Origin of the sequence: Leuconostoc aquikimchii, assembly GCF_040838325.1 — a bacterium.
Lineage (GTDB): Bacteria > Bacillota > Bacilli > Lactobacillales > Lactobacillaceae > Leuconostoc > Leuconostoc aquikimchii.
The window spans coordinates 375,624-389,335 of the sequence record NZ_JBFPER010000001.1; the positions used below are offsets into that span (position 1 = coordinate 375,624).

The window sequence follows — 13,712 nt, forward strand, 5'->3', positions numbered from 1 at the left end:
ATAATAGTAGATAGAGGATAATAATTTCATGACGTTGCACTTTACTGAACTATCACCAGACGAGTATGGCCACTTTGAGGCACAACATATTCTAGGAACCTATACACAATCAATCGCACAATATAATTTGCTGGTGGCACGTGGATATAAACCATTTCTATTAGGAGTGAAGGATAATGAAGTGGTTGTTGCTGCAGCTCTTGTTATGACAGAAATGACAAGGTTAGGACCTGTTTTTTTATTTGATCGTGGGCCGTTATTAGATTTTGACAATACAATGTTGTTAGCTTTCTTTGTTCGTGAGGTGCGTAAATTTGCAAGAAACCATAAGGTGCTTTATATACAATGGGAACCTAATGTCACTTATGTCAAAACAGATAATAAGGGTAATTTAATTAAAGCACCAAATGATGGTTTCTTGAAATTGATGGCAGCACGTGGATTTAAACACCAACCATTTGAATTTGGCATGTCGACCACAGGCTCGCCAACATGGGAATATACAAAAGATTTATCCAACCTAACTGACAAAGATTCAATTAATCAATCTTATGGCAAAAATGTGCAATACTATCTCAAAAAGAATCGTCAGTTTGGCATCAAACTACGTGAACTAACGCGAGAAGATTTACCAGACTTCAAAGCATTAACACAAAAAACAGCTGACAGATTAAATTATCATGATAAAGATTTAGCGTTTTACAACACGGTATATGATACTTATGGTGAAGACGCAACGTTTGTTTTTGCTGAATTAAATTTTGAAACTTATATTGCTGAAGAAAATCAAAAAATAAGTGCCTTAAATCAAAAATTAGCTAAAATACAACTAAAAATTGATAAGTATCCAACGCAAGATAAGTTTAAGCGGCAATTTCAAGAGTTTGATGATCAAAAACAACATCATATCACACGCGTTAATAAGGCAACGCAACAAATGCGTACAGCTGGTCAAAAGGAAGTCGTGGTGGCGGGTGCTTTATTTATTGAACAACCACAAGAAATGACGTACTTGTATTCAGGGACCTATGAAACGTATATGGACTATTATGCCCCTTACCAAATCCAAGATAAAATGATCCAAAAGGCTGTATCACACGGTCTGAAGAATTATAATTTCTATGGTATTTCTGGCCGATTCAATGGTTCAGATGGGGTATTAGGTTTTAAAACAGCATTTGAAGGTGAAGCAAGGCAACTTGCGGGTAGTTTTATATTACCTGTGAAACCAATGAAATATAAGGTATATCGTCTTTTGAAAAAAATAACAGGTCGAAAATAATTTATTGTATTAATGTTATATTTTTTTAAGTGTACTTGATTTACTTCTTGGTTATAAGTCTGTCTCGTTGGAAAATGCTTTTATTACTATATTAAATGATAGATTTTGGTCAACATATGGCAGCCGTTTAATTTTTAATGGTATAATATTTATTATTGAACGGGGGCATTATGGATAACCAAAATTTGAGTCGCGCTTCGCGACGTGAACAAAATGACAGCAATCCACAAAAAGCACGAGGGCCAAGACCACCGAAGCCACCGCGTAAACGTAAAAAAATATGGCGGTGGCTAGTGATCGCTATTGTTATCATTGCTCTAATTGGCGGGTTTGTTTTTGCGAAAGCGCTGAATAATATTCATAAGTCAGTTGATAGCATGCAACGGAGCGCAAATATCACTAAAGCACGTGATGTCAAACAAGTTATTAAAGAGGGTAAGCCGTTTTCAGTACTGGTTTTGGGTACTGATACTGGCGCGTTGAAACGAGATCGTACGGGACTAACGGATTCAATGATGTTAGTCACGATTAACCCAAAAACCAAAACAACAACGATGATGTCAATACCACGTGATATCATGATGGCTATTTCTGGTGCTGAAAATACTTTTCCGCAAAAATTAAATGCGGCTTTTCCAATTGCTGGTGTGGGCGCCGCAATAATGACCTTGCAAAATTATCTTAATGTGCCAATTGACTTTTATGTTTTAGCGAATATGGGTGGCTTAGAGAAAATGATAGATCAAGTTGGCGGGGTTAAAATCACATCACCGTTGACATTTACCTATACACCTGAAGCGGATACGACACCGGAAACGTATAAATTTGTTAAGGGCCAAGAAAAATTTGAATATGCAAAAGATGGTAAAAATTTCAAGTCCTTTACAACAATGAATGGTAATGCAGCATTGTCGTTTTCACGCATGCGATATGACGATCCGCAGGGCGATTATGGGCGACAGTTGCGCCAACGATTAGTGCTGAAGGCGATGTTAAAGAAATCAGCTAGCATTTCAACGCTATTCAATTCAAAGTTCATGGCGTCTATTTCAAAAAACGTTGAAACAGATATGAGCTACAATGAGATGATGAACGCTGGAAAGAAGTACATGTCCGCGACAAAAAATCAAAATTCTGATTATCTGCATGGTGTTGGCGATATGTATGATGGTGTTAGTTATCAAATGGTACCTGAATCTGAAAAGCAGCGTGTAACAAATAAATTACGTCAATCACTAGCGTTGGCTGCAAAAAAGACGGGCACACAATTTGGTAGTGCAGTACCAACACTATCATATGGGGTAGCTGAAACAAATTTGAATACAATTAATGAAACATTGGACCCACAATAAAAAGTTTACAGATTAAAAAATCGATTACAAGTTAATCGATTTTTTTACGTTATCTAGATAAAATATTGACGTGATTAATATATTTTATCGGTAAGATAGAACTATTGGAAGGGAAATGGTATATTGATTATGCAATTAACAGGCAACGATGCGCGTCAAACAGGTTATGACATGGGGGATGAGAAACGGAGTACAAACTTTCGGACAACTGATCGTGAAAAACAGGTTGTGCTAATTTTATTGGGTATCGGTATTGTATCATTATTGGTTGCAACGTTTTTTGATAAAAATGTGACGCAAGCTGTGATGAATCAGAATTCAATTTTTGGGAATATTTTTCAAAATTACGCAGATCAAGGGGCACAAGTTGTTACTTTTGTATCAGCAGAAGTGATTGCCTGGTATATTTGGCGCCGACTTAACGACTACTTGATTAAGTACATTATGACAGGTGGCATGCTGTTACTGGCGTTAAATCAGTTACTTTCATTGTTACAAGATGCGCTCAGTTATACATTTTCGATGTTAAACAATATAGCGAATGGTGTACCAATGGGGTTGGCAAATAATACAGCCGCTGTTCAGAATTATCCTGAAATATTGCGTTGGTCACTGGCAATTATTGCCTGGCTTGTTTTATCATGGCTATTTGCTAATTGGTTAAATAAAAAATCAGATATAGATATGAATTATCTGATCATTGTTGCGGTAGTGGGTATTGCGGTTGTCTTCATCGCTCAAACAACGATAGGTGACATGAAAACTTTGTGGGGACGTTTTAGACCTTATGAAATGACGACCGTTTCAGGTCAAACAATGAGTGAATTTACACCTTGGTATCATATGAATGGTATAAATGGTCATAATTCTTTTCCTTCAGGTCATACGATGTCGGGTTGGTTATTCTTATATTTAGCTTTCTTTGTACCACGTGATAACATAGCTACGCAAAAGAAAATGGTCATTTTTGGCCTAGCCATGGGCATTTTAACAGCTATGAGTCGTGTGAGAATAGGCGCACACTGGTTGAGTGATGTGACTGTGTCAAGTATTCTAGTTGGTTTGTTAATATTTGCTGCCAGCAGACTGATCGGGGCACATTTTGTAGAAAATCACGAATTGTAGTTACAACTATTGAAAAAACGCGCGTACTCAATTTTCTGAGTAGGCGCGTTTCATATTTTTTGTAAAAGGGATACCATCACGCCATAAATACCCGCGGTAATAACTTTCCATCGCTGTTATTTGTGTGAGTGAGGTGAGTGGCAGAACCAATTTTAACCACAACATGTCAGTAGTGAAAAAAGGAATGGCCATCATTGAAGCGGTGATGAGGTAGATAATAATGCGACCCTTTAAAGGTAATTGCCGGTCAAAAACAGCTTCATCAACATATTTAATGTAATAACGGTTACTATGAAGCCAATTTTCCAAACGTGGGGAAAATTTTGACCATAGAATGGCAGTTAAAACATAAAAACCAGTGGTTGGTAGACCTGGTATCCAAATTGCAATGGTACCGATTGTGAAGCTAATGATACCGAGGACAATATAAATTATTTTCATAATCATATTGTAACATGTTTAAATCCCCGTGCTAGGGCTTTTTTTGATATACTAGTAAGTAATAAATAACAGCTAGGATGCCAACATGAGCTATTTAGCAATCGTCGATCTTGGTAGTAATTCAGCACGTATGGTTGTTGAAGAACTACATGATGACGGCACATATACGGAATTAATCCGTGAAAAACAGGATACACGTATTGCGCAAAACATGGGACACGAGCTCGTGTTAAAAGAATTACCGATTGCTCGCACAATTGCGACGTTGAAGTATTTTCAAGCGCAATATGCTAGCTTCAAGCCAGAGGTTCGGGCAATTACAACGGCAGCGGTCAGATTGGCCACTAATCAGGCCGAATTTTTGGCACGTGTAAAAATTGAGACAGGGCTTGAATTTCAGGTGTTAACAGGCGAAGAAGAAGCATATTATGATTATCTTGGGGTAATGTCTACGTTAGCTGTCGATGATGCAGTCATATTAGATACTGGGGGCGCATCAGTAGAGATTATTGCTGTCACAGGGGGCAAAAATATGGCTGATGTTAGCTTGCCATTTGGCGCGGTGTCCTTGTCAGAACAATTTAATTTGGCCAATGATATTAATCAAGCTGATGTCAAATTAGCATGTGATAGTGTTTTAGAGCAATATAATACCTTACCATGGCTGTCACAAAATCAAGATAAACCAGTTATTTTGTTAGGTGGTGCGAATCGCTCGTTAGCACGCATGTCTATTGGCACGGAGGCAGTTAACAATTTTCATGGCTTTAATATGACAGTGGCGCGGGTGACAGCTATTTTTGAAACGATTAGATACATGACAAGATCCGAACGGGAACATATTGCTGGTCTTGAAGTATCAAGGGCTGACATTATTATTAGTGGTTTGTTACCATTATTAAACCTGATGCATACTATTAATGCACCAAGAGTAATTTTTTCAGAAAGCGGCGTACGTGAAGGTTTGATCGTCGAAACAATAAAAAACAATGGCTAAAAAATATTATGAGTTGACGCCAGATGAACGTTTGGCGTTTTTGAATTTAGCTGATCATGTAAAAGCAGAATTACATGATCAGCAAAGTATTAATAATGAGCAAATTATTGAGAATTATATTAGTGATTTTCGTGTGCCTATGGGTATGTTAAAAGCCATTATTATTGACGCACATCAAGTTAATGTGCCCATGGCCATTGAAGAACCAAGCGTCATAGCAGCAGCAAATAATGGGGCTAAACTCTTGAATAGTGGTGGTGGTGTTGTTGTTGATATGCCAGAACGTACGGCAATGATTGGTCAAATCATGTTTAATGGTGGGAATTTTGACACACTTGATCAGTTTGTAAGAACACATCAAAAAGAATTATTTGAGATAGCTAAACAAACAAAACCTTCTATTTACAAACGTGGTGGTGGGTTAGTGGCCATTAAAACACGCAAAATTTCAGAAGACGAAACAAGCATTGATTTCAAAATTGACACAAAAGATGCCATGGGTGCAAATATTGTTAATACAATATTAGAGGCAGAGGTTAGTTTATTTGCTGAATTTGACAAACAAATTTTGGGCGCAATTCTCACGAATTATGCTACGGCACAATTGGTGACCGTAAGCGGGAATGTCAATTTTGCAGCATTAGGAGGTCGAGAAGTAGCTGAAAAGATTGTTGCGTTGAGTCGCTTTTCTAAAAATGATCCTTATCGTGCGACAACTGAAAATAAAGGATTATTTAATGGGATAGGTGCTGTAGTATTAGCCACTGGCAATGACTGGCGTGCCGTAGAGGCTAGCGGTCATGCTTATGCGAGTCAAGATGGACACTATCGTTCATTGACACGTTGGACGATTAGAGGCGAGCAATTGCATGGTGAATTGACGTTGCCAATATCTGTTGGCACAGTTGGCGGTGTGATATCAGCAATGGATCAGGCAAAAAATGTACTTGATATTGTTAAGCCGAAATCTGCTGATGAGCTACGTGGCATTATTTTAGCAGTAGGGTTAGCACAAAATCTTGCGGCTTTAAAGGCGATTGCGGCCGGTGGTATACAACGAGGACATATGCGTATGCAATATCGCGCGCTAGCTTTGCAGGTAGGTGCGTCACCAAAAGAGTTACCAATGTTGGTATCCAAGTTAAAGACCATGTCACAAGTTGATGCCACAAAGGCAACTGAAATATTATTGGAGATGAGAAAATGAATGCTAAAATAGACATGTTATTAAATGCAGTAAATGATATATATCCAGGAAAAGTCATAACACGTGTTTCTGGGGAACAAACAGGCGAGTTGCACGTAGATCGCGTTGCCCAAGAAATATTAGGGGACAGATTGTTGATTGAATTAGCAGAAGGTACGGAGTCCGATTTTTTGTTTGGCAATGAGTTGTTGAAAATGTTACTCACCTTGAATGGCGTGGTACCGCAAATATTTTTTGCGTTAACATTTCAGGATGATATACTTGATCAACAATTAATTCAAATTGCAACGCGTATGCATCGAACAGTTGTGCATACAATTACCTATCGTGAACTTAAAAAGCAAGACGTTTTAACAGCGGACACAGTAACAGCGTATTTAGCAGGCGTAAAGTCAGAATTAACCGCTGAAAATGGTGAGTTAGATGATGAAAGTCTGTGGCGATTATTGGTGATGTTAGATGCCTTAGTTTTTGCTGATGCGAGTGGTGCAGATTTTTCTGAACTAGCGACGTTGTACCCGTTAGCCTATACGGCAGCAACACAATTAGTGTCGCCAATTCTGACAGCAGACCTCAAGCAATCTCGTCATATTCGTCGTCAGATCACGCAATTATTTGCTGGGGTCGATGACACATTAAAGGCATGGGGAAAACCAACCGTTAATGCCAAAGAATATGTCACAGTGACAAGTGTATTTTCCAAACGTCAATTAGAGTTGCCGGTTAGTCAGGTATTTACAATTTTCCACTCTGAAATGACTGATTTTCAAACGAAGAAAACAGCCTACGTTGGGCTAGGTCAAGTAGATTCGCAGAATAGCTTTGTGATTACAAAACCAGATGATCAAGATTCAGCCGCTTTTTTCAAGGCACTCTATAAAATGACAGTAAGCGACTTGTTTAAGCAGTTGGCCTTGCCATATATTAATAGAAAATAGATTAGAAGGAAGATATGTTAGTTACACCAAAAATTCAAGAACGTTTTGATTCAGCTAAAAATATTGTTTTTATGACAGGTGCCGGTGTATCAACGCCTTCGGGTATTCCAGATTACCGTTCTAAAAATGGTATATACAATAGTGTCAATTTGCAACCAGAATATCTATTGTCGGCAACAGCCTTTCGCGATGAACCAGAGAAACAGTATCAATTTATGATTGATAATATGTATTTTCCTGCTGCAAAACCGAATATCATTCATGATAAAATGGCTGAATTGACACAACAAAATAAAGCTAAGATTATTACACAAAATGTGGATGATTTACATGTTAAAGCCAACAGTAAACCAGAAAATTTAGTACGTTTTCATGGCTCTTTGTATGATATTTATGCACCAATTGATGGTAAAAAAACAGATGTGATGACATATCTCAAGTCGATGACACGTGTAGATGGTGCTATGTTACGTCCGAACATTACGTTTTATGAAGAAATGCCATTTGATGTTAATAAATCAGCATTGTGGGTGCAATCAGCAGATTTAATTGTTGTTGTCGGCACAAGTTTTCGCGTTTATCCGTTTGCAGGCTTGTTAAATTATGCTAATTCGAAGGCCATGATTATGTCAATTAATCTTGAGCACATAGCGACATCTTTTAATGTTGATCAAATTATTGGAGATGCGACAGAATTTTTTAAGGAATTGAAAATATAACCAGCGCAAGCTGTTTTTTTTTAATTTTAAAATTAGAACAATTCTAATTTGATTAAATATCGTAGCCATTAATAAATGGGTATGGTAATATTATGTTAGATTGAGAATTATCATCTAGTTGTGTCAGCCAAGAAGCAACCAGATGATAGTTCATCAATTAAAAAATAGAAAAATGTAGCGACGCACTTATTTCGATTGTAGATTTTAAACGCGCCATTTTTGCGTACCAGAAAGTTTTGGCTGAAGCATTCTAAATTTAAAAGTTTACACTCGAGATAATGTCGAAAGCATTAGGAGAGTATGAGCAATGATAAAAGTCCGAGATATGACGGTGGCCTACAGTGGGACACCGATATTTACGAACCTATCAATCACCTTTGAACCTGGGAAAATTACTGGGATTATTGGCCCAAACGGTGCCGGTAAGTCAACGATGATTAAAGGTATTTTGGGATTGATTCACAAGCAAAGTGGTGACGTGACTTTGCATAACAAGCCTGTTGCTAAGCAACTAAAAAATGTTGCGTATGTTGAACAACGTGCAGCACTAGATTTAACATTTCCAATTAATGTTTTTGACACTGTTTTAACCGGGACTTATCCTAATCTTGGGTTATTTAAGATTCCAAGTGAAAAAGATAAAAGTGCAGCACGTCAAGCGCTGGCTGATGTCAATTTATCGGAATTTTCACAACGCCAAATTGGTGAGTTGTCAGGTGGACAACTACAACGTGTTTTCGTTGCACGGGCAATTGTACAAGAAGCAGATGTGATTATCTTAGATGAGCCGTTTGTAGGTATTGATATGAAATCCGAAGCGGAGATTATGTCAATTCTAAAGCGCTGGCAAATGGCTGGGAAGACAATTATTGTTGTGCACCATGACCTTAATAAAGTGACCAAGTATTTTGATAATTTGGTCATTATCAATCGAGGGATTGTTGCTGCAGGTCAAACGACAGATGTCTTTACCAAAGAAAATATTACAACGGCATTTAGTGGGGATTTGTCAACGATATTATTCTCAGACAAGGAGCCCGAACATGCATAGTATAGGATTATTTATTGATGGTTTGATGCAATATAACTTTTTACAAACCGCGCTAATTACCTCAATTTTAGTGGGAATTATGTCTGGTATTATTGGATCATTCATTATTTTAAGAGGTATGTCGCTAATGGGAGATGCCATCTCTCATGCTGTTCTGCCCGGTGTTGCTGTGGCGTATATGTTAGGGATTAATATTTTATTTGGGGCTTCGGTATTTGGTATCTTAGCTGCATTATTAATTGGTCTAGTCACATTAAAATCGAAGTTGAAGAATGACACGGCTATTGGTATTGTATTTTCTGCATTCTTTGCACTAGGATTTATTCTAATTTCATTAGCAGAATCAGCAACAAATCTACACCATATTTTATTTGGTAACGTATTAGCAGTATCTGATAGCGACTTAGTCACAACAGCAATTGTTTTAGCAATCGTTTTGATTTTTGTTGTGGTATTTTATAAAGAGTTATTGATTACGTCATTTGATAATACTTTTGCGCAAGCATACGGCTTAAAAACACAAGTTATGCATTATGCCTTGATGCTGGTGCTAACTTTGGTGACTGTAACTGCACTACAAACTGTTGGTATCATTTTGATTGTGGCGATGCTTATTACACCAGCTGCAACTGCTTATTTACTAACAAACCGTCTCTCGCATATGATGATTGTAGCGGCATTGTTTTCAGTTGTTTCATCCGTTATTGGGCTATATATGAGTTATACATTTAATTGGGCATCAGGTCCAGCAATTGTTTTGACAGCAGCAGTCTTCTTTAGTTTGGCATTCTTGTTTTCACCAAAACAAGGTATTATTTTTAAGAAAAAGATAAATTAATTCGAGTTTCAAAGTTAAAATAAGGTGGAGAAAAAGTTATGATTAAGCGTTTAAGTATTATTATTGCTATAGTAGTTGTTGTTTTGGGTGGTGTATTATGGTTTGTGAATGGGACTCACGGTGGTCAAACTCAAAAACATAATAAGTTACATGTGGTTGCAACCAATTCAATTATTGGTAATATGGTTGAGGAAGTTGCAGGAAATAAGGTAGAGTTATACACGATAGTTCCTCGTGGTACAGATCCACATGAATATGAACCTCGTCCCCAAGATGTATCAACAACCCAAGAGGCAGATGTCTTATTCCACAATGGTCTTAACCTGGAGACAGGTGGTTCTGGTTGGTTTAAAAAAATGTACCAAAATGCGGGTAAGAAAAACAATAAAGAAGTTTATTCTGTTTCAACAGGTGTTGTTGCTAAGCATTTGACAGATGCTGGAAAAGAAGATGAGTTAGATCCACATGCTTGGTTAGATATCCAAAATGGTATCAAGTATGTTAAAAACATCGAAAAGGTATTGATTGATAAGGATCCTGACAACGGCGACACGTATAAGAAAAATGCACAGGCTTATATTGCAAAACTGACGGATCTAGATAAGAGTGCTAAAACAAAGTTTAATGATATACCAGAAAACAAAAAAGTATTAGTCACTTCAGAAGGTGCATTTAAGTATTTCTCAGCAGCATACGGTGTTAAACCAGCATTTATCTGGGAAATTAACACAGAATCACAAGGTACACCAGAACAAATGAAACAAGTACTGGCTAAAATTCGTGCGAGCGAAGTGAAATCACTCTTCTTAGAAAGCTCAGTCTCACCTAAGGCAATGGAAAAGGTTTCAAAGGAAACAGGGTTGTCTATATATTCTAAAATTTATACTGATTCACTTGCCAAAAAGGGAACCAATGGGGACACTTATTATAGCATGATGAAATGGAATTTGGATAAAATCGCTGAAGGTATGGCGAAATAAATGTAAAAAGTCATCAATTACTTAATTGATGACTTTTTATTATGTTTATATATGAAACATAATTCATTTAAAAGTGGTATATTTAGTATATAAAAAAGATTGTGAGGAGAAAACATGACACCGATGAAACAAAAACCTTATATTATTGGGATTACGTTGAACTTAATATTCGTTCTAACGGAAATCGTCTTTTCTCAATTAGCGCATTCAACCGCTTTGTTTGCCGATGCATTTCATAATTTAAGTGACGTGCTAGCACTTGTTATTGCTTGGTTAGCTGTTGTTGTATTTGGGTTAAAGGCGACAAAACGACATACATATGGCTGGCATAATTTATCAATATTGGCCAGTATCTTTAATACGATACTGTTGATATTTGCGGTAGTTATTATTTTCTATGAAGGCATTTCTGACTTGATTAATCCACCATCAGTATCAACAAGTGGTGCTACAGTGATGATTGTTGCTGCAGTGGGTATTGGTATTAACTTCTTCACTGCAATGCTATTTAAAGCCAGTGGTGCCCCAGATGAACACGGACATCACCATGAGCAAGATTTAAATTCAAAAACGGCCTATATTCATTTATTAGCTGATGCTGGTGTTTCTGTTGGTGTGATTGTTGGTGGTCTGTTGATCCAGTTAACAGGTTGGAATATTATTGATGCAATTATATCGATGATTATAGGCGTGATTATTATCGTTACATCATGGCCAGTAATGGCTTCCACCTTTAATTTGGCAATTAACGGCGTGCCGGATAGTGTCGATGAAGAGGCAATTTTTAATTATTTAACGACGCATCAAAGTGTATCTAATTTACATGATTTACACATTTGGCCACTATCTACGACAGAAACAGCATTGACAGTTCATTTATCCGCCACAAAAAATGCTGATTCCCAAGAATTATTAGAAGATATTGCCATGACGTTACGTCGGGATTATCATGTTGATCATGTCACAATTCAAATTGAAAAAACTATAGTATCGGAACCATGTAATTTAATTTGATAAGTAATACAAATGTAACATTCTCATGAAAGGGTTTACAAAAACTGATAAGCTCGATTTTTTTCACATTTAAAGTGAGTTAGCGTTAAAAATGAAAGTTGGAGCTAAATAATGTCGATATTTTGTGTTGACGAATTAAAAAAAAAGTGTAGTATGTATTATGTATTAGGGCAGAAATAGTCGAGTTAGATACCTTTCATAAGCTTTCAACAACCCAGTTGAATGAAATCCTTTATGAAAATTATTTAGCACTTTAATACGTGTTTAGCTCACCGTTAAGTAGCTTAAAAGTGAATATTAAATGCGTATTTTAGTCAAAATTCGTTTGTTTTTTGTCTTGGAGAGAAATCTAAAGGAGACTTAGAATGGATAATTCTAAAAAAACACAAGATCATCACATCGTTCAAGATGCGACTGATACTTTAAGTTTGAGCGATGTCAACGGCTCAATCGAAGCACCAAAGAATGGGTCTTTCTGGCGCAAATTATTGGCTTTTTCAGGGCCAGGCGCTTTAGTAGCTGTTGGCTACATGGATCCAGGTAATTGGGTAACATCTGTTGGTGGTGGTGCTCAGTACCATTATGTTATGCTATCCATTGTTTTGATATCAAGTTTAGTGGCAATGATGTTACAGTATATGGCTGGTAAGCTAGGTATTGTTAGACAAGAGGATTTAGCGCAAGCAACACGTGATCGCACCAATAAGCCTGGTGGTATTGCCTTGTGGATTATGACTGAGCTAGCGTTGATGGCAACAGATATTGCCGAAGTTATTGGTGGGGCGATTGCCTTGCATTTGTTATTTGGTTGGTCAATGATTGCCTCAGTTTTGACAACGGCGTTTGATGTTGTTTTGCTATTACTCTTGATGAAGTTCGGATTCCGTAAAATAGAAGCGATTGTCATGACACTAATCATTACAATCTTGGTTATTTTTGGTTATTTAGTTGTTTTATCAAATCCTAACTTGGTTGATTTGTTTGGTGGCTACTTGCCTCAACTTCAGGCAGTTTCAACCCATGGTCCAAAGGGCGTTGATTCACCGTTGTTGATGTCATTAGGTATTATTGGTGCAACGGTTATGCCACATAACTTGTACTTACATTCGTCGATTTCACAAACACGTAAAGTTGATCGTAAAGACAAGGGCGCTGTGAAAGAAGCTGTGCGGTTTATGACGTGGGACTCTAATATTCAATTATCACTGGCTTTTGTTATTAATTCATTCTTGTTAATTTTGGGAGCATCACTATTCTTTGGTAAGGCTGAATCCGTTGGTACTTTTGGTGATATGTATAATGCCTTAGGTAATACTAGCATTGCTGGCGCCATTGCTTCACCGGTACTGTCGACGTTGTTTGCTGTTGCGTTGTTGGCTTCTGGTCAAAACTCAACCATTACCGGAACACTGACTGGTGAAATTATCATGGAAGGTTTCCTTCATATGCGTATTCCAATGTGGTTGCGTCGAATGGTGACACGTGGTTTGGCTTTGATTCCAGTTATCGGCTTTACACTGTATTATGGTGGGCAAGAAAGTGAATTAGATAAACTATTACTCAATTCACAAGTATTCTTATCTATTGCGTTGCCATTTGCAATGGCACCATTAATTCTGTTTACCTCTTCAAAAAAGATTATGGGTGAATTCGTGAATCCAAAGTGGATGATCGTTTTGGGCTGGTTAACATTCATTGTACTAACTGGATTAAATATTAAATTGATTTTTGATATGATAACAGGCTGGATTGGATAATTACTAAGATT

Annotated in this window: 13 protein-coding genes; 12 read left to right on the plus strand and 1 reads right to left on the minus strand. The window is 37.2% G+C overall.

The window, feature by feature from the left end:
- Positions 1-28: 28 nt before the first annotated feature.
- The 3 genes from AB3K24_RS01905 (at position 29) to AB3K24_RS01915 (ending at position 3,759) form a co-directional block, all read left to right on the plus strand.
- Positions 29-1,282, plus strand: a complete 1,254-nt coding sequence (locus AB3K24_RS01905; protein ID WP_367973533.1) for a peptidoglycan bridge formation glycyltransferase FemA/FemB family protein — start codon at positions 29-31, stop codon at positions 1,280-1,282.
- A 170-nt stretch (positions 1,283-1,452) separates the two neighbouring features.
- Entirely contained in the window at positions 1,453-2,634 is a 1,182-nt protein-coding gene (locus tag AB3K24_RS01910; RefSeq protein ID WP_367973534.1) for an LCP family protein, read from the plus strand.
- A 129-nt stretch (positions 2,635-2,763) separates the two neighbouring features.
- Entirely contained in the window at positions 2,764-3,759 is a 996-nt protein-coding gene (locus AB3K24_RS01915; protein ID WP_367975534.1) for a phosphatase PAP2 family protein, read from the plus strand.
- Positions 3,760-3,786: 27 nt separating this feature from the next.
- On the opposite strand, the gene AB3K24_RS01920 is transcribed toward AB3K24_RS01915, so the two are convergent.
- On the minus strand, positions 3,787-4,200 hold the full coding sequence (locus AB3K24_RS01920) for a YbaN family protein (protein WP_367973535.1): 414 nt from the start codon (positions 4,198-4,200) through the stop codon (positions 3,787-3,789).
- A gap of 85 nt (positions 4,201-4,285) precedes the next feature.
- Between AB3K24_RS01920 and AB3K24_RS01925 the strand changes: the two genes are divergently transcribed.
- From AB3K24_RS01925 to AB3K24_RS01965, 9 genes are all read left to right on the plus strand, one after another.
- Entirely contained in the window at positions 4,286-5,197 is a 912-nt protein-coding gene (locus AB3K24_RS01925) for a Ppx/GppA phosphatase family protein (RefSeq protein ID WP_367973536.1), read from the plus strand.
- A complete protein-coding gene (locus AB3K24_RS01930; RefSeq protein WP_367973537.1) occupies positions 5,190-6,404 on the plus strand; it encodes a hydroxymethylglutaryl-CoA reductase, degradative in 1,215 nt (404 codons plus the stop codon). Before AB3K24_RS01925 ends, AB3K24_RS01930 begins: the two co-directional genes overlap by 8 nt.
- Complete coding sequence (locus tag AB3K24_RS01935; protein WP_367973538.1) at positions 6,401-7,342, plus strand: nitrate ABC transporter ATPase; 942 nt, start codon at positions 6,401-6,403, stop codon at positions 7,340-7,342. Before AB3K24_RS01930 ends, AB3K24_RS01935 begins: the two co-directional genes overlap by 4 nt.
- Before the next feature lie 14 nt (positions 7,343-7,356).
- The gene (locus AB3K24_RS01940; protein WP_367973539.1) at positions 7,357-8,061 is read left to right on the plus strand and encodes an NAD-dependent protein deacylase; all 705 of its coding nucleotides are present in this window, start codon (positions 7,357-7,359) and stop codon (positions 8,059-8,061) included.
- Positions 8,062-8,368: 307 nt separating this feature from the next.
- On the plus strand, positions 8,369-9,112 hold the full coding sequence (locus AB3K24_RS01945; RefSeq protein ID WP_367973540.1) for a metal ABC transporter ATP-binding protein: 744 nt from the start codon (positions 8,369-8,371) through the stop codon (positions 9,110-9,112).
- Complete coding sequence (locus AB3K24_RS01950; RefSeq protein ID WP_367973541.1) at positions 9,105-9,950, plus strand: metal ABC transporter permease; 846 nt, start codon at positions 9,105-9,107, stop codon at positions 9,948-9,950. Before AB3K24_RS01945 ends, AB3K24_RS01950 begins: the two co-directional genes overlap by 8 nt.
- Before the next feature lie 41 nt (positions 9,951-9,991).
- A complete protein-coding gene (locus AB3K24_RS01955; RefSeq protein ID WP_367975535.1) occupies positions 9,992-10,930 on the plus strand; it encodes a metal ABC transporter solute-binding protein, Zn/Mn family in 939 nt (312 codons plus the stop codon).
- 114 nt (positions 10,931-11,044) lie between these two features.
- Entirely contained in the window at positions 11,045-11,944 is a 900-nt protein-coding gene (locus AB3K24_RS01960) for a cation diffusion facilitator family transporter (RefSeq protein WP_367973542.1), read from the plus strand.
- 365 nt (positions 11,945-12,309) lie between these two features.
- On the plus strand, positions 12,310-13,701 hold the full coding sequence (locus tag AB3K24_RS01965) for an Nramp family divalent metal transporter (RefSeq protein ID WP_367973543.1): 1,392 nt from the start codon (positions 12,310-12,312) through the stop codon (positions 13,699-13,701).
- Positions 13,702-13,712 lie beyond the last annotated feature (11 nt).